Source organism: Streptomyces inusitatus (genome assembly GCF_014651115.1).
GTDB classification, from domain to species: domain Bacteria; phylum Actinomycetota; class Actinomycetes; order Streptomycetales; family Streptomycetaceae; genus Streptomyces; species Streptomyces amakusaensis.
On record NZ_BMWG01000008.1, the window covers coordinates 108,464 to 131,434 of the forward strand.

The 22,971-nt window shown below is 73.3% G+C and carries 18 protein-coding genes and 2 pseudogenes; 6 read left to right on the plus strand and 14 right to left on the minus strand.

What is annotated here, in order from left to right; all coding sequences use genetic code 11:
• Nucleotides 1–400 (minus strand): TetR/AcrR family transcriptional regulator (locus IE247_RS15565; protein ID WP_190123828.1); only part of this gene is annotated, 400 nt, incomplete at its 3' end.
• 132 nt (nucleotides 401–532) lie between these two features.
• On the opposite strand from IE247_RS15565, the gene IE247_RS15570 reads away from it, so the two are divergent.
• Entirely contained in the window at nucleotides 533–1,522 is a 990-nt protein-coding gene (locus tag IE247_RS15570; RefSeq protein WP_190123707.1) for an ABC transporter ATP-binding protein, read from the plus strand.
• Nucleotides 1,515–2,318 (plus strand): ABC transporter permease, encoded by an 804-nt coding sequence (locus IE247_RS15575; protein WP_190123708.1) that lies wholly within the window; start codon nucleotides 1,515–1,517, stop codon nucleotides 2,316–2,318. The genes IE247_RS15570 and IE247_RS15575 overlap by 8 nt, the downstream gene beginning before the upstream one ends.
• A gap of 34 nt (nucleotides 2,319–2,352) precedes the next feature.
• On the opposite strand, the gene IE247_RS15580 is transcribed toward IE247_RS15575, so the two are convergent.
• From IE247_RS15580 to IE247_RS15590, 3 genes are all read right to left on the minus strand, one after another.
• Nucleotides 2,353–3,903 carry an MFS transporter gene (locus IE247_RS15580; RefSeq protein WP_229869135.1) on the minus strand — a complete coding sequence of 517 codons (1,551 nt, stop codon included), beginning with the start codon at nucleotides 3,901–3,903 and terminating at the stop codon, nucleotides 2,353–2,355.
• Between the two features lie 153 nt (nucleotides 3,904–4,056).
• Nucleotides 4,057–4,455: a RidA family protein gene (locus IE247_RS15585; protein WP_190123709.1), complete on the minus strand. Its 399-nt coding sequence runs from the start codon at nucleotides 4,453–4,455 to the stop codon at nucleotides 4,057–4,059.
• A gap of 201 nt (nucleotides 4,456–4,656) precedes the next feature.
• A complete protein-coding gene (locus IE247_RS15590) occupies nucleotides 4,657–5,373 on the minus strand; it encodes a TetR/AcrR family transcriptional regulator (RefSeq protein ID WP_190123710.1) in 717 nt (238 codons plus the stop codon).
• Nucleotides 5,374–5,585: 212 nt separating this feature from the next.
• On the opposite strand from IE247_RS15590, the gene IE247_RS15595 reads away from it, so the two are divergent.
• From IE247_RS15595 to IE247_RS15605, 3 genes are all read left to right on the plus strand, one after another.
• Nucleotides 5,586–7,190 (plus strand): CocE/NonD family hydrolase, encoded by a 1,605-nt coding sequence (locus tag IE247_RS15595; protein WP_190123830.1) that lies wholly within the window; start codon nucleotides 5,586–5,588, stop codon nucleotides 7,188–7,190.
• Nucleotides 7,191–7,252: 62 nt separating this feature from the next.
• Nucleotides 7,253–8,059 carry a PaaX family transcriptional regulator gene (locus IE247_RS15600; RefSeq protein ID WP_190123711.1) on the plus strand — a complete coding sequence of 269 codons (807 nt, stop codon included), beginning with the start codon at nucleotides 7,253–7,255 and terminating at the stop codon, nucleotides 8,057–8,059.
• Nucleotides 8,060–8,144: 85 nt separating this feature from the next.
• Nucleotides 8,145–9,302, plus strand: coding sequence for a winged helix DNA-binding domain-containing protein (locus tag IE247_RS15605; protein WP_190123712.1), 1,158 nt, complete (start codon nucleotides 8,145–8,147; stop codon nucleotides 9,300–9,302).
• On the opposite strand, the gene argF is transcribed toward IE247_RS15605, so the two are convergent.
• The 10 genes and pseudogenes from argF to IE247_RS15655 form a co-directional block, all read right to left on the minus strand.
• Nucleotides 9,199–10,356: an ornithine carbamoyltransferase gene (gene argF, locus IE247_RS15610; protein ID WP_190123713.1), complete on the minus strand. Its 1,158-nt coding sequence runs from the start codon at nucleotides 10,354–10,356 to the stop codon at nucleotides 9,199–9,201. The two genes, IE247_RS15605 and argF, sit on opposite strands and share 104 nt — an antisense overlap.
• A 95-nt stretch (nucleotides 10,357–10,451) precedes the next feature.
• Entirely contained in the window at nucleotides 10,452–11,684 is a 1,233-nt protein-coding gene (locus IE247_RS15615) for an arginine deiminase (protein ID WP_190123714.1), read from the minus strand.
• Between the two features lie 73 nt (nucleotides 11,685–11,757).
• A pseudogene (locus tag IE247_RS15620) lies at nucleotides 11,758–13,050 on the minus strand (AAA family ATPase); the annotation flags it as partial.
• Nucleotides 13,051–13,116: 66 nt separating this feature from the next.
• Nucleotides 13,117–14,013 (minus strand): homocysteine S-methyltransferase, encoded by an 897-nt coding sequence (gene mmuM / locus IE247_RS15625; protein ID WP_190123716.1) that lies wholly within the window; start codon nucleotides 14,011–14,013, stop codon nucleotides 13,117–13,119.
• Between the two features lie 5 nt (nucleotides 14,014–14,018).
• Nucleotides 14,019–14,942: an LLM class F420-dependent oxidoreductase gene (locus tag IE247_RS15630; RefSeq protein ID WP_190123717.1), complete on the minus strand. Its 924-nt coding sequence runs from the start codon at nucleotides 14,940–14,942 to the stop codon at nucleotides 14,019–14,021.
• A 264-nt stretch (nucleotides 14,943–15,206) separates the two neighbouring features.
• Nucleotides 15,207–15,683, minus strand: a pseudogene (locus IE247_RS15635) (DUF6099 family protein); the annotation flags it as partial.
• 198 nt (nucleotides 15,684–15,881) lie between these two features.
• On the minus strand, nucleotides 15,882–16,244 hold the full coding sequence (locus IE247_RS15640; protein WP_190123718.1) for a nucleotide pyrophosphohydrolase: 363 nt from the start codon (nucleotides 16,242–16,244) through the stop codon (nucleotides 15,882–15,884).
• Nucleotides 16,241–17,422: an AAA family ATPase gene (locus IE247_RS15645; RefSeq protein WP_229869136.1), complete on the minus strand. Its 1,182-nt coding sequence runs from the start codon at nucleotides 17,420–17,422 to the stop codon at nucleotides 16,241–16,243. The genes IE247_RS15640 and IE247_RS15645 overlap by 4 nt, the downstream gene beginning before the upstream one ends.
• Before the next feature lie 55 nt (nucleotides 17,423–17,477).
• Nucleotides 17,478–17,894, minus strand: coding sequence for a cell division protein SepF (locus IE247_RS15650; protein ID WP_190123719.1), 417 nt, complete (start codon nucleotides 17,892–17,894; stop codon nucleotides 17,478–17,480).
• Nucleotides 17,895–18,080: 186 nt separating this feature from the next.
• Nucleotides 18,081–21,617 carry an AfsR/SARP family transcriptional regulator gene (locus IE247_RS15655; protein ID WP_229869137.1) on the minus strand — a complete coding sequence of 1,179 codons (3,537 nt, stop codon included), beginning with the start codon at nucleotides 21,615–21,617 and terminating at the stop codon, nucleotides 18,081–18,083.
• Nucleotides 21,618–21,816: 199 nt separating this feature from the next.
• Here IE247_RS15655 and IE247_RS15660 point away from each other — a divergent pair, with 199 nt between their 5' ends.
• Nucleotides 21,817–22,692, plus strand: coding sequence for a ParB/RepB/Spo0J family partition protein (locus tag IE247_RS15660; protein WP_229869147.1), 876 nt, complete (start codon nucleotides 21,817–21,819; stop codon nucleotides 22,690–22,692).
• Nucleotides 22,693–22,971 lie beyond the last annotated feature (279 nt).

Below are 22,971 nucleotides of genomic sequence, written 5' to 3' on the forward strand. Positions count from 1 at the left end.
TCGGGATGCCCCCCAGCACGGCGGGCCCGAGCCCGCCCACCACCCCGGCGGCGCCACCGTCATGGCCGCCGCGGCCGGGGGCGGCGGCGACGCCCGCGACGGCGGCCGGGGCGGGCGGGCCCGAGGGCGGGGCGAGGGGGTCCCAGTCCTCGCCGCGGAGTGTCTGGAGGTTGTGGTCCATCACAGCGAGGAACAGTTCCGCCTTGCCGCCGAAGTTCGAGTAGACCGCGCCCTTGGAGAAGCCGGCCTCGTTGGCGATCCCCTCCAGGCTCGCTCCGTGGTAGCCGTCGCGGGCGAAGGTCATGAGCGCGGCGACGGTGAGCGCGTCGCGGGTCTCCCGCTTCTGCTCGGCACGGCTTCGCCGCACCCGGGGCGCGGGCGTCGAGTGGCTTCGTTCCATGCCCCCACCCTAGTTGACGTACCAGCGGAATCCAGATACCAATGGCATTGCGATACCGATGGTATTTCAATACTGCCGGTATCGCCCATCTGTCCGGTACCCCGGCGAAGGGGTGACGAGAGGAGCGGCGCCATGGGGAGCGCGGTGCTGGAGATCGAGGACCTCACCAGAGGGTTCGGCTCGGTCCTCGCGAATGAGCGGATCAGTCTGCGGGTCGGGCCGGGAAAGGTCGTCGGGCTGCTGGGGCACAACGGCGCGGGCAAGACCACGCTGGTCTCACAGATCGTTGGGCTGCTGCGGCCCGACAGCGGGTCCATCCGGGTGGCCGGGGTGGACGCGGTCGCGAATCCGGCGACGGCGCGCCGCTGTGTGGCGCTCCAGGCGCAGGCGCAGGCCCCGTTGGACGGGCTGACGCCCAGGTCGGCGATCGAGATCGCCGGCCGGCTGCGGGGTATGTCCCGGGCGGACGCGAGGGCCGCCGCGCGCACCCTCGCCGAGGAGCTGGACCTGCGTGAGTGGCTCGACCGGAGGGCCCTGCCGGAGGGCGGCGGGCTCTCCGGCGGGGTGCGCAGGCTGACCGCGTTCGCCATGGCCGCGGTCGCGCCGGTGCCGCTGGTCGTCCTCGACGAGCCGACCAACGACGTCGACGCGGCCCGGCGGCGGCGCCTGTGGGACACCGTCCGCCGGCTCGGCGACGACGGCGCGGGCGTACTGCTCGTCACCCACAATGTCGTGGAGGCCGAGCGCGTGGTGGACGAACTGGTCGTACTCGACCACGGCAAGGTCGTCGCCGCCGGGTCGCCGGAGCGGCTCCGCGGAACCGCCGACCACGATCTGCGGCTCGAACTCTCGCTGTACCCGGACGGCCCCGACCCCTCGGACCCCTCCGAGCCCCCCGCCCGCGCACCGATCCCGATCCCGATCGCCCGCCGCGTCCGCGTCGGCCGACGGGTGCTGCTGACCCTCGCCGCCGCCGACGCGGAGGCCGCCGTCGCCTGGGCCGCGGCGCTCCGCGCGGACGGACGCGTCGAGAGTTACGCGCTGGTCCCCACCAGCCTCGAAGACGTCTACCTCGCCGCCACGGGCGCGGCCGCCATCGAGAGGGAAACCACCCATGTCTGAGGCGACCGTCTCCGCCCCCCGGGCCCGGGTGCCCGTCGGCGTCCCGCCGCGCGCCGGTCTCCGTACGGTCTACTGGACCCTGCTGCGCTGGACGGCGGCCCAGATCGGCACGGCGCTCCCGCTGGTCCTCATCGTGCAGGCGCTGCTCGCCGCCGCCGTCATCGTCGGCTTCGGGTTCCTCGTCCCCGGCATCGACGCCCCCGCCGCCGAGTTCCTCTCCTCGGGCGCGCCCACGGTCCTGCTGATGGCCGTCGGCCTCGTCCTGGTCCCGCACGGCGTGGCGCAGTCGCGCGCCAACGGCACGTTCACGTATCTGCGCGCGCTGCCCGTGCCCCGCCCACTGCTGCTGCTGGCCGATCTGACGGTGTGGCTGGTCGTCGCCCTGCCGGGGATCCCCGTCGCGGTGTTCGTGGCCGAGTGGCGGTACGGCCTGGACTTCGCCCTCGACTGGCCCCCGCTGGTGACCGCGGCCCTCCTGAGCGCGGCCACGGCCGTCTCCGTCGGCTACGCGATCGCCGTGCTGCTGCCTCCGCTGGTCGCCCAGCTCGCCTCTCAGGTGCTGGTGTTCTTCGTGATGCTGTTCTCCCCGATCACCTTTCCGGCGAGCCGGCTGCCCGAGTGGTTCCAGACGGTCCACGGCCTGCTCCCCTTCCAGCCCGCCGGCGATCTGATCCGCGCGGGGCTGCTGTCGGACGGCTCCGGCTCCGGCTCCGGCGGGCGGGATCTCCTCGTACTGCTGGTCTGGTGCGCGCTCGGGATCGCCGTGAGCGTCCGCGCCCTGGTGCGCCGGGGCTGAAAGTCGCGGCCCCGGTGAGAAGCGGTGTGCCGCTTCAGTCCCCCGGGGGCGAGCCGCCCCTGAGGCGTTCCAGGTCCGATGCGCGGACCTGGATCACCAGCAGGGCGATGAGCGCCGCGACGACCGCGAAGATCGCGGCCATGATGAACGCGGCCGAGACCCCGTTCGCGAGGACCTGCTCGCCCCAGGGCGGCGGGAGCAGGCCGGTGCGCCGGAAGGCGAGTTTCTGGGCGGGGGTCGCGTGGGCCAGGAAGGACGGAAGCTGTTCCCGGGTCGCGTTGCGGTTGGCCGTGCCGAAGACGGTCACCAGGATGGAGAGGCCCAGCGAGCCGCCGATCTGCTGCATGGAGGCGAGCAGTCCGGAGGCCGCGCCCGACTCCTGGCGGGGCACGGCGGAGAGCGCGGTGAGGGTCAGTGAGACGAACTGCGTGCCCATGCCCGTACTGAAGACCAGCATGGGCCCCAGCACACTGCCCAGATAGGTGGAGTTGACATCCACCTGGGTGAGCCAGCCGAGCCCGACGGCGGACAGGGTCGCGCCGCCCACCATGAAGGGCTTGGGCCCGTATCTCGGCAGCAGCCGGGAGGTGACAGTCGCGGCCACCGCGATGATGACGCTGACCGGCAGGAAGGCCAGTCCGGCGCGGAGCGGGCCGAAGCCCAGGACGTCCTGGACGAAGAGGCTCAGGAAGAAGAACATGCCGAAGATCGCGGCGGCGAGGCTGAGCATGATTCCGTAGGTGCCCGCACGGTTGCGGTCGGCGAACATGCGCAGCGGGGTGATCGGCTGCTTCGAGCCCCGCTCGACCAGGACGAAGACGCCGAGCAGGACCACGGCGGCGGCGAAGGAGCCGAGGGTCAGCCGGTCGGTCCAGCCGTGCCCGCTCGCCCGGATGAAGCCGTACACCAGCGCGACCATGCCGAGGGTGGAGGTCAGCGCACCGGCGAAATCGAAGTGGCCGGGGCGGCGCTCGGACTCCTGGATGTACCGCCGGGTCGTCAACAGGATCAGCAGCGCGATCGGGACATTGACGAAGAGCACCCAGCGCCAGTCCAGCCATTCGACCAGCACCCCGCCCGCCAGCAGTCCGATCGCCCCGCCACCGGCGGAGACCGCGGAGTAGACCGCGAAGGCCCGGTTGCGCTCCGGCCCCTCCCGGAAGGTGGTGGTGATCAGCGCCAGCGCGGTGGGGGAGGCGATCGCGCCGCCCACGCCCTGGAGGGCGCGTGCCGCGAGCAGTTGGCCGGAGGACTGGGAGAGACCTCCCAGCAGGGAGGCGAGCGCGAAGAGCGCGACACCGAACATGAAGACCCGCCGGCGGCCGAGGATGTCGCCCGCCCGCCCGCCCAGGAGCAGCAGTCCGCCGAAGGTGAGGGTGTAGGCGTTGACCACCCACGACAGGCCGGTGGTGGAGAAGTTCAGCGAGGTCTGGATGTGCGGGAGGGCGATGTTCACGATGGTGATGTCGAGGACGACCATCAACTGGCAGGACGCGATGACCAGGAGCGCCATGCCGTGGTGGCCGCCGCCGGTTTCCCTGGCGGTGGCCCGGGGATTCGCTGGTCCTGGCCGTCGGATCGTCATCGCGGGTCGCGTGTACGCGCCGGGGCGCGCGGACGGAGTGCCCGCGGGCCCTGTCCATCGACCGTAAGCCCGGCCCCGCCGGGGCACCAGTCGATCACCGGCGCCGTCCGAAAGGCCGGGGGTACGGGGGTACGGGGGTACGGGGGTACGGGGTCAGGGCAGCACCGCCGTGCCGTCCAGCTCGACCAGGGCCCGGGGGTCCCAGAGCCGTACGGTGCCGACGACGGCCATCGCGGGGTAGTCGCGGCCGACCAGCCGCCGCCAGATCCGGCCCAGTTCGGGCGCGTGGGCCCGGTAGTCGGCCACATCGGTGGCGTACACCGTGACCCGTGCGAGGTCGTGCGGCGCGCCGCCGGCCGCCGCGAGGGCGGTGAGCAGATTCGCCAAAGCCGTCTCGAACTGCTCGGGCAGCGTGTCGCCGACCACCTCGCCCGCCATGTCGAGCGCGGTCTGACCGGCGAGGAACACCAGTCGTGAGCCGGTGGCGGTCACCGCGTGGGAGAAGCCGGAGGGCGGCGGGAGGTCGGCGGGGTTGTGGCGGTCCAGGCTCATACGACCTTCCCCGTCCGGCGGTGTGGTGTCATCGGCGTCGTCCGTCGCCCTGGGCGCGCGACGCCCCCGCGTACGGCCCGGGCGAGCGCCTGCCGTCGCCCGCCTCACGGTACAGATGTTCCGGCGGATGACCGCGTCGCAGCGCGCGGACGCCGCTCAAGTGGTCGCGCGCCTTCGGCGGGGGCGGGCCGCGCGGCGCGATCAGCCGGTGTCGAGGCCGTCGATCAGACGGTTGAGGAAACGGCCGAAGGTGGCTTCGGGGGTGACGCGGCGGGCGGGGGCGGCGAGGGCCTCGGCGAGTTCCGGATGGTGGCCGTCCGCGGCGACGGCGGCGAGGTAGCGGGCCTCGGCGGCGGCCCGGCCGGCGGACCACGAGGCCCGGTCCTGAGCGGTCTCATGGGTGACGTGCCCGGCCACGAAAGCGGTGAGCTGGGCGAATATCTCCACCCTTGTCGCGGCGTCCAGTCCGGAGGGCCGCAGGACGGCGAGCACGCGTTCCAGGAAGGCCAGGGCGTTGGGACCGGGGGTGCGCCGGGTGGCCAGGGCGGCGGGCAGCCAGGGGTGGCGCAGCATGAGCGCGCGCTGCTGGTGGGCGATGTCCTTCAGATCGGCGCGCCAGTGGCCGGTGGCCTGGCCCGTGGCGGGAAGTTCGCCGCTGACGTGGTCGACCATCAGTTCCAGCAGGGTCTCCTTGTCGGGGGCGTAGCTGTAGAGCGACATGACACCGGCTCCGACCCGCGCCGCGACCGCTCGCATGGTGACCGCTTCGAGCCCCTCCGCGTCCGCCAGGGAGACGGCCGCCGCTGTGATCGCTTCACGGCTGTAGGCGGGTCTGCGGCCCCTGCGCGGCCGGTCGGAGCCCAGCCAGAGCTGTTGGGGGCCGACGTCCGCGGCCCCGCCCTCCGTCTCACGGGTCATGGTCCTCGTCCTCCCCCTCCTCTTCAAAACATGGCGGCCCTCGCGGGCACCATCCAAGCATCCTCTATTCTCGTACAACGTACTGGAATGAAGGACGAGGGGAACGAACGATGGCATCACGAGCGCGCCGCCCTCTGCCGAAGACGGCCGGAACCTCCAGTCCCGCTCCCGCTCCCGCTCCCGCCGCGAAACCGCCGCTCTCCGCCCGGCTGATGAGGGCGGCCTGGCGCGGCCTCCCGGCCGGGCGGTACGAGGCCGGATGGGAACCGGGACTGGAGGTTCCGGCCGCCGACGGCAGCCCGCTGATCACCGACCACTACTTCCCGCGCGCCGAGGGCGACTTCCCCACCCTCCTGGTGCGCTCGCCCTACGGCAGGGGCCTGCCGTGGTCCCCCATGTACGGCGTGCTCTTCGCCGAACAGGGCTTCCACGTGGTCCTTCAGAGCTGTCGCGGCACCGGCGGCTCCGGCGGCGCGTTCGATCTGTGGCGCAACGAGCCGGCCGACGCGCGGGCCGCCGTGGACTGGCTCCGTGAGCGGCCCTGGTTCGACGGAAGGCTGGGCACGATCGGTCCCAGCTATCTGGGCTATACGCAGTGGGCCCTGGCCCTGGACCCGCCGCCCGAGCTGAAGGCGATGGTGGTGCAGGTGGGACTGCACGATCCCCACACCCTCTTCCACACGGACGGTGTGCTCCACCTGGAGAACGCCCTCGCCGTCGGCGCGGGCATGACGTACCAGCACCGGGGGATGCTCTCGTTCCTCGGGGCGACGCTGCGTCTGAGGCGGCGGCTGCGCGAGGTCACCACCGCCCGGCCGCTGCGCGGAGCCCATGAGCGCGTCCTCGGGGACGAAGCGCCCTGGCTGGACGAGGTGATGGCGCACCCGGACCCCGAAGATCCGTACTGGCACGGCGCGTCGCTGGCCGGGGCGGCGGAGCGGCTGACCGTGCCCACCGCCCTGATCACCGGATGGCACGACGTACTGGCCGGCCAGACTTTGGAGCAGTACGGCCGGCTGCGCCGGGCCGGCTGTGAGACCGCCCTGCTCGTCGGCCCCTGGACCCATACGTCCGCGCTCCAGCAGGGCTGGCCCGAGGTGTTCGCCGAGAGCCTCGCCTGGCTGCGCGCGCATCTGCACGAGGACCGCTCCGGACTGCGCCCCACCAGGGTGCGCGTGCACATCGGCGGCGAGAACAGCCGACGGGACCTCGACGACTGGCCGCGGGATCCGGCCGCCACCCCGTGGTTCCCCACCCCGCAGGGGCACCTCACACCGCGGCCCCCCACCGACTCCCTGCCGACGGCCTCGTTCCGCTACGACCCGGCCGACCCCACCCCGTCACTCGGCGGCCCCCTGCTCTCCCCGGCCGCCGGCCCCCGCGACAACAGCGCCCTGGAGGCCCGGGACGACGTCCTGACCTTCACCGGTCCGCCGCTGACCGAGCCCGTGGACATCCTCGGCCCGGTCTCCGCGCTGTTGAGCCTCTCCACCGACACCGGCCACGCCCATGTCTTCACCCGCCTCTGCGACGTCGACGCGCGGGGCCGCTCCGTCAACGTCTGCGACGGACTGGGCCGGGTGACGACGACCGGGGAGACGCCCTCGCGGGTGACCGTGCTGATGAGTTCCGCGGCCCACCGCTTCGCCGTCGGCCACCGCATACGCTGGCAGATCAGCGGGGGCGCGCACCCCCGCTTCGCCCGCTCCCCCGGCACCGGCGCGACACCGGTGGACGCCGCCGTCCTCACCCCCGTGCACATCACCCTCCACCCGGACTCGGCGCTGACGCTCCCGCACGCCCCGGCGAACGGCTGACGCCCCGGCCGTCGGAGCCGTCCCCGCCCGTCCGCACCGCCGGGCGGCCCTATGGTGATCGCGTGGCCGACCAGCACTCCCCCCGCTCTCTGATCGTCACCCTCTACGGCGCGTACGGCCGCGAGCGGCCGGGGCCGCTGGCCGTCGCCGAACTCATCAGGCTGCTCGGCGCGCTGGGCGTCGACGCCCCTTCCGTACGCTCCTCGGTGTCGCGGCTGAAGCGGCGCGGGCTGCTGGTCCCGGCCCGCACGGAGGACGGGGCCGCCGGTTACGGCCTCTCCCCCGACGCCCGTCAGCTGCTGGAGGACGGCGACCGGCGCATCCATGACCGGCGGACCCCGCTGCTCTCGGACGGCTGGGTGCTCGCGGTCTTCTCCGTGCCGGAGGCGGAGCGCGGCAAGCGCCATCTGCTGCGCTCACGGCTGACGCGGCTGGGCTTCGGCTCGACCGCGCCGGGGGTGTGGATCGCTCCGGCGCGGCTTTACGAGGAGACCCGCCACACCCTGCGCAGACTCCGGCTCGATCCCTATGTGGAACTCTTCCGGGGGGAGCACCTGGGCTTCGCGGCGACGGCGGAGGCGGTGGCGACCTGGTGGGACCTGGGCGGGATCGCCAAGCGGCACGAGGCGTTCCTCGACGCGCAGGAGCCGGTGCTCGACTCGTGGACGTCCGGGCGGGAACCCGGCCCCGAGGAGGCCTACCGGGACTATCTCCACGCGCTGGACTCCTGGCGGCGACTGCCGTACGCGGACCCGGGACTGCCGATGGAACTGCTGCCGGAGGGCTGGCCCGGCGGGCGTTCGGCGGTGGTCTTCGCCGCACTCCACGAGGTGCTGAGGGACACCGGGGCCCTGTTCGCCCAGAACTGATCCGCCCGGGACCGGTCCGCCCGGAACCGATGCCCGGGACCGATGCCCGGACCCGGTCCGCCCGGCGAAGCGGCAGAATCGCGGTATGAAGATCACCGCGCGCTCGCTCAACCGTGCCACGCTCGCCCGCCAACTGCTCCTCGGCCGCGAGTCGCTGGACGTCCTGGACGGGATACGACGGGTGGTCGCCCTCCAGGCGCAGCAGCCCGCCTCGCCGTACATCGCGCTGTGGAACAGGCTGAGCGGCTTCAGAGCGGCGGACCTCGACACCGCCCTCGGCGGGTTCCGGGCGGTGAAGACCACGCTGACGCGGCTCACCCTGCACGCGGTCCACGCCGAGGACTACCCGGATTTCCGCGCGGCCATGGAGCCCGCGCTGCGCGCCTCCCGGCTCGGCGACGCGCGCTTCACGGCCGCCGGGCTCGCCGCCGACGAGACGGCCGGGCTGATCGCGGCCCTGCTGGAGTACGCCGACCGGCCGAGGACCGCCGCCGAGATGGGGAGCCTGCTGCTCGCGAAGCGGCCGGCCGGGCCGATGGATTCGGCGGCCCAGCGGATGCTGCGGCAGTACGCGCCGCTGTGGCACGCGCCGACCGGCGGCCCCTGGTCGTTCGGCACCCGGCCCTCGTACATCACGGCGGACCCCGGGCCCGGCCCGGCGGACCCCGACGCCGCCGCCGAAGGGCTGAAGAACCTGGTCCGCCGCGCCCTGGCGGGCTTCGGCCCGGCCTCGGTGGCGGACCTGGCGCAGTTCACACTGATCGGGCGGACCCGGATCCGGGCGGCGGTGGACGCGCTCATGGACGAGGCGGATGGGCTGGAGCGGCTGGAAGGCCCCGGCGGCGGCGTGCTGTACGACCTCCCCGGCGCTCCCCGGCCGGCCGGGGAGACCCCCGCCCCGCCCCGGCTGATGGCGATGTGGGACAGCGTGCTGCTGGCCTACGCCGACCGGGGCCGCGTCGTCCCGCCCGAGTACCGCAAGCTGGTGACCCGGGTGAACGGCGACGTACTGCCCACCCTGCTGGTCGACGGCGAGGTCGCAGGCGTCTGGCGCGCCGTCGGCGGCGGGATCGAGGCCTCCGCCTTCCGTCCGCTCCCCGCGCCGGTCTGGGAGGCCCTGGCCGCCGAGGCCGGTGCGCTCATCGGCTTCCTCGCCCCCCGCGACCCGCTGGTGTACCGGCGCTACGACCACTGGTGGGACAAGGGGCTGCCGGCCGCCGAGACCCGGCTGCTGACCGGCTGACCGGCTGACCGACCGCCGGGAGCGGCCGATCAGCCGGGTCAGCCGGTGAGCCGACGGGAGCGAGTGTGGCGACCAGGACCGCCTTGATGGTGTGCATACGGTTCTCGGCCTCGTCGAAGACCACCGAGTGCGGCGACTCGAAGACCTCGTCGGTGACCTCCAGCTCGGTGAGGCCGTGCCGGTCGTGGATCCCGCGCGCCACGCTGGTGCCCAGGTCGTGGAAGGCGGGCAGGCAGTGCAGGAATCTGACGTCGGGGTTGCCGGTGGCCCGCAGGACGTCCATGGTCACGGAGTACGGGCCGAGGTCCGCGATCCGCTCGTCCCAGACCTCCTTGGGTTCGCCCATCGACACCCAGACGTCGGTGGCGACGAAGTCCGCGCCCGGGACGCCCTCGGCGATCTCCTCGGTGAGGGTGATCCGCGCGCCGCTGACCTCGGCGAGCGCCCGGGCGCGGTCGACCACCGCGGGCGCGGGCCAGTAGGCGCGGGGCGCGACGATCCGTACGTCCATTCCGAGCAGCGCACCGGTGACCAGGTAGGAGTTGCCCATGTTGAGACGGGCGTCGCCGAGGTAGGCGTAGGCGATCTCCTGGAGGGGCTTGTCGGTGTGCTCGGTCATGGTGAGCACGTCGGCGAGCATCTGGGTGGGGTGCCAGTCGTCGGTGAGGCCGTTGTAGACGGGGACGCCCGCGTACTGGGCGAGTTCCTCCACCGTGGCCTGCGCGTCACCGCGGAACTCGATCGCGTCGAACATCCGGCCGAGCACGCGCGCGGTGTCCTTGGCGGACTCCTTGCTGCCGATGTGCGAGCCGGACGGGTCGATGTATGTGGTGGAAGCGCCCTGGTCGGCCGCCGCGACCTCGAAGGCGCACCGGGTGCGCGTCGAGGACTTCTCGAAAATCAGCGCGATGTTCTTGCCCCGGAGCAGCCGGACCTCGGCTCCGGCGCGCTTGGCGGCCTTGAGCCGGGCGGCGAGATCGATCAGGCCGCGGAACTCCTCGGCCGTGAAATCCAGCTCCTTGAGGAAGTGGCGGCCTTCGAGATGTATCGCCATGGTGGCTGCTCCTGCGGGTCGCGAATGCGGTGACCCATGGAAGTGTATACGAATAGACGCATTGATATACAGGGATTGGGCGAGTGCCGCCCGGGTCAGACGCTGTCCCGCCGCACCGGGCAGCTCATACAGCGCGGCCCTCCCCTCCCGCGCCCCAGCTCGCTCCCGGGGATCTCGATGACTTCGATGCCCTGTTTCCGCAGATGCGTATTGGTCGTGACATTACGCTCATACGCCACCACCACGCCCGGTTCCACGGCCAGCACATTGCAGCCGTCGTCCCACTGCTCGCGCTCCGCCGAGTGCACGTCCTGGGTCGGGGTCAGCACCCGGATCTCCTTCATCCCGAGCGCGGCGGCGATCGCGTCGTGCATCCGCTCCGGCGGATGGTCGCTCACCCGCAGTCCGCGCGCGCCCTCGGCGGGCCGGATGGTGTACGAGCGGAGCATGCCCAGCCCGGCGTACTGGGTGAAGGTGTCCGCGCCGACCATGGTCATCACCGTGTCGAGATGCATGAACGCCCGCCGCTTGGGCATGTCCAGGGCCACGATCGTGTGCGCCGAACCGGCCGCGAAGAGCCCCTGGGCCAGCATCTCCACCGCCTGTGGGGTGGTGCGCTCGCTCATGCCGATCAGCACCGCGCCATTGCCGATCACCAGGACGTCGCCGCCCTCGATGGTGGAGGGGTAGTCGTCCTGCCCCTGCGACCAGTGGTGGAAGTCCCCGGCGAGCGGGCCGGTGAAGAGCGGATGGTGCTTGTAGATCGCTTCAAAGTGGACCGTCTCGCGCCGCCGGGCGGGCCAGCGCATCGCGTTGATGGAGACCCCGTCGTAGATCCAGGCGGAGGTGTCCCGGGTGAAGAGGTGGTTGGGCAGCGGGTCGAGGAGGAAGTCGTCCAGGTCCATCACATGGAAGCGGACGGAGGTCGGCTCGGGGTGCCCGGCGAGGAACTCGCGCTTGGTCATCCCGCCGACCAGCGCCTCGACCAGCTCGGCGGTCGGCAGCAGATCGAAGACGGCTCTGAGGTGGTCGGTGGCGAGCGGCCCGTACTCCTTCTCGTCGAAGACCCGGTCCAGCACGAGCTTTCGCGCCCGGGGCACCTCCAGCGACTCGCGGAGCAGATCGCCGAAGAGATGGACCTCGACGCCCCGGTCGCGCAGGACGTCGGCGAAGCCGTCGTGTTCCTGCCGGGCGCGCCGCACCCACAGGACGTCGTCGAAGAGCAGCGTGTCCTTGTTCCTCGGGGTGAGGCGCTTCAGCTCCAGATCCGGCCGGTGCAGTATGACCCGGCGCAGCCGCCCGGTCTCGGAGTCGACATGGAATCCCATGCCCTCATCCTCACCGCGCGGCGCCGCCTTCACTCGGCGAACGGCGACCCGGCGCGGCGAAGGCGGCTCAGGCCCTTCCGGGCGGCGGCCCGGGCGGCCTCCCGGGCGGCTCGCACCAGGTCTTCTCGGCGGGTACGCCGACCAGCTCGCGCTCGGGCCAGCGCAGCGCGGTCAGCGCGCCGCCGAAGACGGCGCCGGTGTCCAGGCAGATGGTGTTGTTGTGCCAGGAGGCGGCGGGCACGGGGGTGTGGCCGTGGACCACGGCGGCCCGGCCCCGGTACCCCTCGGCCCAGGGGCCGCGCACGGGCAGGCCGGACTCGTCCGTCCCGCCGGTGGTCGCGCCGTACAGCGCGTGCGCGCGGACCCGGCCGGAGGTGCGGCCGTGGTATTTCTCGGGCAGTCCGGCGTGGCAGACGACGAGCCTGCCGCCGTCCAGGACGTAGTGGCTGACCAGGCCGCCGATGAACTCCCGTACCCGCTCCCGGAAGGCTTCGTCCTCCCTCTCCAGCTGCTCGACGGTCTCGGCCAGTCCATGGGTGCGCCGCACCTGGCGCCCCGCCAGATGACGGCCGAGCCTGTCCTCGTGGTTGCCCAGGACGCAGAGGGCGTTTCCGGCTGCGGCCATGGACATCACCCGGCGCAGCACACCGGGGCTGTCCGGGCCCCGGTCCACGAGATCGCCGACGAAGACCGCCGTGCGGCCGTCGGGGTGCGCGCCGTCCCGGTAGCCGAGGCGGGCGAGCAGGGTCTCCAGTTCGGAGGAGCATCCGTGGACGTCGCCGATGAGGTCGAAGGGGCCGGTCAGCCCGGTGAGATCGGTACGGCGGCGCTCCAGGACCACTTCGGCGGCGTCGGCCTCCGCCCTGCTCCGCAGCACATGGACCTGGTGGAAGCCCTCGCGCTCCAGGCCGCCCAGGGAGCGGCGGAGTTCGCCCCGCTGCTGCCGGACGGCATCGGGCGGCGGGCCGGCCGGGCCGGGGCGGGCGCACTCCTCCTCGGGGAGGTCGAGCACGATGGCGATCGACGGTACGTCGTGCTCGCGGGCCAGCCGTATCAGCGGCCGTCGGCTCTCGGCCCGCACATGGGTCGCGTCGACGACGGTCAGCCGGCCCGCCGCGAGCCGTTCGCCGGCGAGGTGGTGCAGGGCGTCGTGGGCGTCGGCGCTCGCGCTCGGGTCGCCGGTGTCGGCGGCGACGAGGACCCGGCAGGCGTCGGAGGAGAGGATCCGGTCGGGTCCGAAGTGCCGCCGGGCGAAGGCGGACTTGCCGGATCCCCTCGCGCCCACGAGGACGACGAGGGCCAGATCGGCCACCGGGAGCAGCCGCTTCGCCGGGGTGCTGGTGCTGGTGCTGATCGTCGGGGACACCGTTCGAGTATGGCCGGGCTTTCCCCGCTCGGACCAGCGAGTTCGTACAGGTGTACGGCGGGCGGGTCAGCCGAGGCGGGCGGCCAGGGCGGCGATCTCCCCGGGGCCGACCCGGCAGCAGCCGCCGATCAGCCGCGCGCCGGCCGCCGCCCACTCCCGGGCCAGGGCCGGATCGAAGGCGGACCCGCCCCGCCAGCGGCGGGCCTCGGTGTCCCAGCGCTCGCCGCTGTTGGGGTAGACGACGACGGGTTTGCCGGTCACGGCCGCCGCGAGGGCGACCGCGCGGCCCGCGTCGGAGGGCGCGCAGCAGTTCACCCCGACGGCGATCACCTGGTCGCGCCCGGCCGCCAGGGCGAAGGCGTCGGCCAGCGGCTGTCCGGCCCGGGTGCGCTCGCCGTCGACGGTGTACGAGAGCCACACCGGCACCCCGCACCCCTCGGCCGCCGTGAGCAGGGCCTCGGCCTCGTCGGTGTCGGGCACCGTCTCCAGCGCCAGCACATCGGGCGCGGCGGCGGCCAGGGCCTCGATCCGGGGCCGGTGGAACCGGACCAGCTCCCGCACCGAGCGCCCGTACCGGCCCCGGTACTCACTGCCGTCGGCGAGGGCCGCGCCGTACGGGCCGACGGAGGCGGCGACCCAGGTCTCGCCCGGGCCCGCGCCCGCCGCCCGCGCCAGATCGACGCTGCGGGCGAAGAGGGCGGCGGCCGCGCGGCGGCCGATTCCCCGGCGGGCGAACCCTTCGAAGAACGCCTGGTAGGAGGCGGTGGTGAGCACCCGGGCCCCGGCCCGGGCGAAGGCCCGGTGGGCCGCCCGGAGCTGTCCGGGGCCGTCCACGAGCAGCCGCGCCGACCACAGTTCGCCGGACAGGTCGCAGCCCTGGGCCGCGAGCTGGTCGGCGAGTCCTCCGTCCAGGGCGAGGGGTCCTTCGGCGAGGGCCTCGGCGAGCGCCCGGGCGGGTCGCACCGGGCTCAGCCCAGCTGGGACTGGACCTGGGCGGAGATCAGCTCCAGGTGGTCCAGATCGTCGAGGTCCAGCACCTGGAGGTAGATCCGGGAGGATCCGGTCGCGGCATAGCGGCCGATCTTCTCGACCACCTCGGCGGGCGATCCGGCCAGGCCGTTGGTCTTCAGCTCGTCGACCTCGCGGCCGATGGCGGCGGCCCGGCGGGCCACCTCTGCGTCGTCCTTTCCCACGCACACGACCAGGGCGTTGGAGTACACCAGGTCGTCGGCGGGGCGGCCGACGGCCTCGGCGGCGGCCCGGACCCGGCCGAACTGCCGCTCGCTGTCCTCGATCGAGGCGAAGGGGATGTTGAACTCGTCGGCGTACCGCGCGGCCAGCCGGGGGGTGCGGGTGGCTCCGTGCCCGCCGATCAGCACCGGCACCTTGCCGTTCACGGGCTTGGGCAGCGCGGGCGAGTCGGTGAGCCGGTAGTGCGCGCCCTCATGGGAGAAGGTCTTCCCGGTCTCGGTGGCCCAGAGGCCGGTGACGATCGCGAGCTGCTCCTCCAGCCGGGCGAACTTCTCCTTCGGGAAGGGGATCCCATAGGCCTTGTGCTCCTCCTCGAACCAGCCGGCCCCCAGGCCCAGCTCGATCCGGCCGCCCGACATCTGGTCGACCTGCGCGACCTGGATGGCGAGCACGCCCGGCAGCCGGAAGGTGCCCGCGGTCATCAGGGTGCCCAGCCGGATGCGGCTGGTCTCCCGGGCGAGGCCCGCCAGGGTGATCCAGGCGTCGGTGGGGCCGGGCAGGCCGTCGGCGGAGCCCATGGCCAGATAGTGGTCGGAGCGGAAGAAGGCGTCAAAGCCGAGATCCTCGGTGGCCTTGGCCACGGTGAGCAGGGTGTCGTAGCTCGCCCCCTGCTGGGGCTCGGTGAAGATTCGAAGGTCCATGGCTCCATCCTGCACCGTCCGCCGGATCCCGACGGCCACACCCGCCGCCGGGCCGCACCCGGCTTCGCACCCCGCTCACGACAGGCCCGCCGTCGATCCCGCGACGTCCGGTATCTCCAGCACGGCCATCGGCTCGGCCGGCTCCCGGTACCCCGCGGGGCCCGGCGCGCCGGAGGGATCCGCCGGGCGGGGCGCGCCGCGGGCGGCTCCCGGCGCCTGCGCACGGACCGCGACCGGCCGGGCGGACCAGGAGACGCCCGGGTCCCCCCGGCCCCGGCCGGTGTCGGGCGGTCGGCCGGCGTCGCGGACGGCGAGCTTGCGCAGCATTCCGCGCACCCGGTCGCCCGATTCGTCGGCCGCGTCCATCGCCTCGACGCACTGCCAGTACAGCCCCTCCTCGTCGGTGGCGCAGGCGACCGCGACGAGGGCCATCCCGACATCGCTGAGGAGAGCGCCCAGCGCCAGCAGGGCCACGCGGGTGTCGGCCATGCCGGAGAGCTGGGCGGCCCTGATGCCGCCGCTGCGCACGCCGGGGTGGTCCAGCGCCGCGACTCCGCGCGCGCCGGTCTCGCTGAGCCCGCGCGCCTCGCCCCTCAGCTCGGGCGGACCGTAGACCGCCAGCCGGCCGCCGATCGCCTGGGCGAGGGCCTGTGCCTGCCAGGCCTCCGCGATGATGTCCGGCACCGCGCGGCTCTGCGCCAGCGCGTTTCGGCCGGCGAAGACGAGTCGCTCCGCATCCATGGACGACACCCCCGTTCGTACGACTTACTGCCCACTCATTCCATTACCCAGAGTGAGGCCAATTGAGCCCAAACGCCAGAGGAATTCGGGAATTTGTGGACAGCAAGTCGATTGTGGAGAGATCCATAACTCCATAGAGTGACATTTCCTTGATCCACAGGGCGGAGGGTCCGGTTTCTCCCCCTTCCCACCGCGAACTCACGTCACCGGGAAGCGGATCTCATTGCGGTCGATCTTGTCGGAGAGCGCCGCCAGCGGGTCCACCCCGAGCACTTCGCAGAACTGGAGCAGATAGGCCAGCACATCGGCGACCTCGTCCCGCACCCGGTGCGCGGACTCCTCCTCGTCCATCACCCGCGCCGACTGCTCCGGCGTCAGCCACTGGAAGATCTCCGCCAGTTCGGCCGCCTCCACCCCGATCGCCGTCACCAGATTCTTCGGCGTGTGGTACTGCCCCCAGTCGCGCGCCCGCGCGAACTCGGCCAGCCTTCGCTGGAGTCCCGCCACGTCCGGCGCACCGGAGTCGTCGCCCGCCACCCGTCGTCCCTCATCGATCGTCACGGCACCAGATCTACCACTGTCACCCCGTCCACCCCGCGCGCGAACGACGCGTCGGCGACCGCCCCCGTCAGCCGTACATGACCGCGCCCCGCCATCTCGGCCGCCAGCGAGGCCAGTTCGCGCGCCTGCCGGGGATCGAGACAGCGGTCGAAGCCGTCCGCGAGGACGGTGAGCGACTGAAGGGCCGACGGCACCTCCGCCGCCTGGTCCATGGCGAGCACCCCGGGGCCGGTGAGCAGCACCAGCGCGAGCCCCAGATAGCGCAGTTCGCCGTCGCCGAGCCGCCCCAGCGGGGTGGGCGGCCTGCGGCCGCCGCGCGCGAGCAGTGCCCGTACCGTCCCGTCGGACAGCTCCTCGACGGCCAGGTCGACCACGTCCCCCGCGCATCCGGCCCCGGCCGCGGCGGCCAGCCGGGCATGCCTTCGGCCGCACTGCTCGCGCGTACGGTGGAGCACCTCGGCGAGGTTGTCGCAGCCGCGCCGCAGCCGGCCGTCCGCCAGGGCCGCCGGGCGGCGCATCCCGCGCGGCTGCGGGTCGCAGACGAAGGCCGAGCGCAGCGCCACCACCGTCTGCTCGGCCGCCGCGAGCACCCTCAGCTGACCCTCCGTCCGGCCTGCCACCCGCAGCGGCAGCAGCGCCGTGCCGAGCCGGTCGTCGGGCAGCGGCGCGCGGGTCACCCCCGCCGAACCGGCGGTGTGCCAGGCGGCCTCCACCGACGGCCGGCGCGGCTCGCGCAGCGCGGTGGTCAGCAGGGTGCGGCCGGCACAGGTCAGCCGCTCGCCGACGACACGCAGTTCGGGCTCGGCCTGGACGGCGAGGTCCAGGCGCACCGGACCGGCGGGGCCGTCGGCCGTACAGCCGATACGGAACCCCCGCCGCCCCTGTCCGTCGGCGGCCGCCCCCTCGGGGACGTACCTCCCCGGGTCGGGGAAGGCGCTCGCCAGCCGGTCGCCCGCGGCCAGCCGGGCCAGTGCCTCGTACGCGCGTAAGACGGTCGACTTGCCGCAGCCGCTCGGCCCCGTGAGGAGGGTGAGCGGGGCGAGCGGCAGGGTCAGGCCCCGGTGCGGGCCGAAGGCGGAGAGCCGCAGTTCGGTGACGGCGGGGCGGGGGTCCGGGGCCTTGGCGGGCGGCGGGCCGTCCGGAAAGGTGCGGGGCTGGAGGAGGGAATCGGCGTCCATGGGCGGACGGTAGGCGGCGCGCTCCACGCCGAACCGTTCCGCCGCCGCGCCCTTCCTACGAACGGGGGATGGAGCGCGTGAAGGTGTCGGTGGCCTCCGCGATCCCGTCGACCTCCGTGCCGCTGGGGGCGAGCAGGAAGACATTGCGGTCGACGCGGTGCATACCGCTGCCGAGGCCGAAGACGACCCCGCTGCTGAAGTCCAGGATGCGTTTGGCGACATCGGCGTCGGCGCTGGTGAGATCCAGCAGCACCGGGATCTGCGCGAGGAGGTAGTCGGCGACCTCGCGCGCGTCGGAGAAGATCTGCACCCGCAGGACGACCATACGACGCTGCTCGGCGGCGTCACTCCGGGCCGGGACGCCGTGATGGTCGACCCTCGACGGCCACTCGTTGCGGCCGCGCAACGGGACGACCTGCGCCAGGCCCTCCCACTGTTCGTCGGTGGCGTCGTACCTCTCGTACCTACTCATACGCCTATCCTCGCGCTCCTCACCCGTTCAGCCCAACAGCGACACGGAGCGGACGGGCACGGATCTCATGAGGCCGGCCCGCTCCACCCGCTCCCCCGCGGTGGAAAAGCCGATCCTCTCAAACCTCGCGGGCGGATCGCGCCCCGGCCGGGCCCGGCTCCCCCGCGGGGCGGGACCCGTCCGGGGTCAGCACCGGCTCTCCCCCTCCAGCACCGCCTGCCAGCGGCGGAACGACTCCACGCTCTCGGCGGGGTCGAATCCGCCGACGGGCCCCCGGTACGGCGAGTGCACCGGCCGGTATCCGGTCGCCATGTGGATGGCCTCCGCCTGCCGGGCCGCCTGCCCGGCCGCGGCGATGTCCCCCCGGCTCATCCTGGCCAGCGCGACGACCGTCTGGGCCTGTCCCTCCAGCAGCCGGAGCTGCGACTCCTGGGCGAGGGCGAGCGCCGCCCCCGCGTGGCAGAGCGCCTCCAGCGGGCGGCCGAAGCGGGCCGCGCAGACCCCGAGGCCGAGCAGGGCCATGGTGCGGCCCTTGAGATAGCCGATCTCCTCGGCGATCGAGCGGGCGATGCGGAAGTGCTCGTAGGCGCGCTCGAACTGGCCGAGCTGATAGCGGGCGTGACCCATCGCCAGCATCGCCTCCAGCTTGAGGCGGGGCCGCCCGGCGGCCCGGCTCAGCCGGCAGGCCATCAGCCCGGAGCGGAGCGCCGCCCGGCCGTTGCCGCCCTCGGCCGCGATCATCGCGAGCGCGCAGACCGCCTCGGCCTCGCCCGCGAGATTGCCGATGGCCTGGAAACCCTTGCGGGAGGCGGTGGCCAGCTCGTGGGCGGTGTCCAGCTCCCCCAGATCGACGGAGATCAGCGCCAGGGTGGTGCTGATCCGGGCGATGCTGTCGGGGGCGGAGATCTTCCGGGAGAGCGCGAGGGCCCGCCGGCACAGCCGCTCGGCCTCACGGAGGCGGCCCATCCCGTAGAGGACCTCGCTGAGCCCCTGGAGCGGCTGGTGCGGGGTGCGCCGCAGCCGCCGGTCGATCGTGATGGACTGGTCGTAGTACTCGGCGGCCTGGCTCAGCAGGCCCAGATCGGCGGAGACTCCGGCGAGGTTCGACAGCGCGACCGACTCGCACACCCCCCAGCCGGCCCGCCGCGCCAGCTCGATGGCCTGCTCGAAGTGGTTGCGGCCCAGCTCCAGATCGCCCTTGGTGAAGGTGGCGAGCCCCAGGCTCTGATGCGCGGCGGCCTGGCCCCGGACATCGCCCGCCCGATGGGCCGCGCGCAGCCCGACGGTGGCTATCGCGATCCAGGTCTCGGCGTTGCGGCGGAGCCAGAAGTAGCCGCGCAGGGTGTCCGCGAGGATCCACACGGCGGGGCAGGGATCGCTCTCGGTACGGGCCTCCGCCTCGATCAGTCTGACCAGGTCGACGTGTTCGGAGTCGAACCAGGCCGCCGCCTGCTCCGGCTCGTCGAAGGTCTCCGGGGGCGCGCCCGGCTGGAGGCCGTCGATGTCCAGTCGCAGGATCTGCGGGTACAGGCTCTGGGCCGCCGCGTCCGCCGACGCGGTGTACCAGTGCAGCAGCCGGCGGCGCGCGTCGTGATGGACGGCCCGCTTCCGCTCGGGGTCGACCAGGAGTCGCGCGTACCACCAGATCAGATCGTGCAGCCGCAGCCGCTCCTGGTCGTTGCGCTCCACCAGGTGTTCGGCGAAGAGCCGGTCCAGGAGGTGGTAGGCGGAACCGGCCGAGCGGCCCAGCAGCGCGGCGACGGCGGCGACGGTGGTGGCGGGGCCTGGCAGCAGGCCCAGCATCCGGAACGCCTCGGCCGCCTCCGGGTCCAGCCGGCGGTAGGAGAGCTCGAAGGCTCTGCGTACGGCGGAGTCGGGGTCGCCCGCGACGGCCAGGCTCTCCAGCGGATTGCCGGATCTGAGGTCCCGGACGTGGTCGGCGATCCGGAAGTCCGGGCGCAGCGCCAGGTTCGCGGCCGCGATGCGCAGGGCGAGGGGGGTGCGTCCGCAGATGGCGACGAGTTCGGCGAGGGCCTCGGGCTCGGCGGCGGCGCGGTCCGCGCCGACGACCCGGCGGACCAGCTCCTCCGCCTCGTCGGAGGCGAGCGGGCGCAGCGGCAGCATCGCCGCGCCATGGCTGACGATCAGCGCGCCGAGGCGGTTGCGGCTGGTGACGAGCGCGAGGCAGCCCGGCTCGTACGGCAGGAGCTGGCGTACCTGGTCGGCCGATTCGGCGTTGTCGAGGACGATGAGGACGCGCCGGCCGGAGAGGGTGCGCTGATACAGCTCGGCCATGACGGCGATGTCGGCGGGGATGTCCTGATAGGGCATGCCGAGCGCCCTGAGCATGCCGGAGAGCGCCTCCCTGCTGCTCATGGGCCGTTCGTCGCTGTGTCCGCGCAGATCGAGGAAGAGCTGGCCGTCGGGGAACTCCGCGTCGGCCCCTCGGCACCAGCGGAGGGCGAGTGCCGTCTTGCCGCTGCCCGCCGGGCCGACGATCATGACGACGCCCGATCCGCCGCGCGCTCCGGCGGCGAGTTCGGTGAGCTGTTCCAGTTCGTGGGCGCGGCCGATGAAGGCGCCGGTCCGGGAGACGCGCTGCACGGACTCGGCCTTGGGGCGGCAGAAGGTGGGTTCCGGTCCGGGGGGCGCGGCGAAGCGGACCCCGGCGGCGGTGCGGTTCCCGCCCTCGGACGCGGCGCGGTCGGCGGGTTCTCGATGGCTGGAGTCCCGGTGGCCGAAGTCCCGGTCGGCCAGGTCCGGGTCGCCGCTCGCACGGCCCCGGGCGGCGCCGTCCCGGCCGGGGCGGTCCCCGGCCTCGTCCTCGGCGTCCGATCGCTCGCGCCGCCAGTCCGTCCGGCCGAGCGGTACGGGTCCGGGGGCCGGAGGGGTGTCCTTGCCGGTACGGCCCGGTGCGGCGCGCCGCTCGGCCGCGGCCCCCCGGTCCTGGCCCGGCACCGCGAAGGCTTCGAGCAGGGCGGTGTCCGCGCGCAGGATGCGGCCGTGGACGCTGCGCAGATCCGCGCCCGGGTCGAGGCCGAGATCCTCGGCGAGCCGGGCCCGGATCTCGTTGTAGACCTCCAGCGCCTCGCCCCGGTGATCGGCGCGATACAGGGCGACCATCCGGAGCATGGCAAGGCGTTCGTGGTGCGGGTGCTCCGCCGTGGCCCTCGCCAGTTCCTCCAGGACCAGCCCCCGCTGGCCGAGCGCGAGCCGGGCCTCGGCGCGCTGGGTGATCGCGGAGAGGTACAGCTCGTCGAAGCCGGTGCCGAGCCGTCGGACCAGTCCGTCGGACGCGGTGCCGGCGAGCACCGGACCGCCCCAGTCGCCCAGGGCCGACTCCATCAGACGAAGCCGCTCCTGAGCATCATCCGTTCGTTCCGCTTTCAGTACCAAAGAGCGGAATCGATGCAGATCGACGGCGAGCGGATCGCCTTCCAGCAGGTATCCGTCACTGGCTCGGGTCAGCACAAAGCCATGGCGCTCGGCTTCCGCTTCCATGAAGCGGCCGCGCAGCCTTGAGACATGTACCTGAAGACTCCCCCGGGCGCTCGACGGCGGTTCCCCCTCGTCCCAGAGCAGATCGATCAGCCGGTGGGACGGAACCACCCTGCCGATGTCGAGCAGCAGTAAACCCAGCAGCAGTCTCTCCCGGCGACGGCCGATCCTCAGCGAAACACCCTGGGCGTGCCACTCCAGGCCCCCCAGGATGCGAAACCGCATTCCCCCATCAGTCATGCCACGCGTCCATCGGTCATGGACTGCATCCTCTGCAATCGCTTGCCATGTGGCAAGCGGATGGCAAGGTCATGGCCAGGCTGTGGCCGGTAGTACCTGGGAGTTTGTCACTCGGCCCGGGGTTGAAGGCGGGGAAACCGGGCTGCTGGGCAAGAGGAAGGGTTCCATCAGCATGTCCTCAGAGATGTTCACCGAGCTCGACCAGAGGCAGGCCCACTCCGAAGGCGCTCACCGGCCGCCGTCCGAGTTGCCCCTGAGCTGGATAGGACAGAATCCTGACAATCCACGCGAAGCACTGCGCGACCTGGAGCCGTTGACCACCAGCATCCGGGAGATCGGCCTCGTCAACGCGATCACCGTCGCGTCTGTTCCGGCGTATGTACGGGAGCGTCCCGCGCGGGCCTCCGAGCTGATGCCCGGGGCCCGTTACATCGTGGTCGACGGGCACCGCCGGCTGGAAGCGGCCCGGATCGCGGGTCTCAGCCATGTCCGGGTCAGCGTCGACGACGCCCTGGTCTCCACCGACCGCTCGCTGCTCGAAGCGGCGTTCGTGGCCAATGTGCACCGTGACGACATGAATCCGCTGGAGCAGGCCTACGCCCTGAAGAAGCTGGTCGAGTTCTACGGTTCCCAGAACAAGGCCGCCAAGCGGCTCGGCATCGCGCAGTCGACCATCTCCTCCAAGCTCTCGGTCCTCGAACTCGGCCCCGAACTCCAGGCGGATCTGCTCGCGGGACGGCGCAAAGTCGTGCATGTCCGCAATCTCTCGCGGCTGAGCCCTCAGCAGCAGAAGCAGCGCGCGGACGCACGGGCGGCCGCCACCGAGTCACGCTCCTCGGAGGCCCGGCACCACCCGGCGACCGGGGTGACCAACCCGCTGTCGGCCATCCCCCGGCAGCGCGCCACGCTCACCATGCCGTGGACCGACGGCGTGGCCTGCGCGGAGATCGCCATCTCCCGGATGCGTCCGGCCGAGCGGGCGCGGATGCTGCGCCGGCTGTGGCAGGAGGCGGAGAAAGAAGCCCGCGCCGCCCGCCTGGTGGCGCCCCGACGCGCCTGAGAAGCGCGACCAGAACGCCGCGACGGCCCGGAGGAGCCGAGAGCTCTCCCCGGCCGTCGCGGACAGATCGTGGCCACGCACGGGGGTCGTGGCCGCGGACAACCCCCGGGGTGCCCACCGAAGCACCCCACCCGGCCGGAGCGGCTTCCGCCCGGCCGGGCCGCACAGCGCGAACGGGGGGCCCCTCCCCCCCCGGGGGGGGGCCCGCCCCCGTGGGCTCCCTGCCCCCCTGGGCCCCCCCCCGCCTCCGCCCCCCGCCCCCGCGCGGCCCCGGCCCGG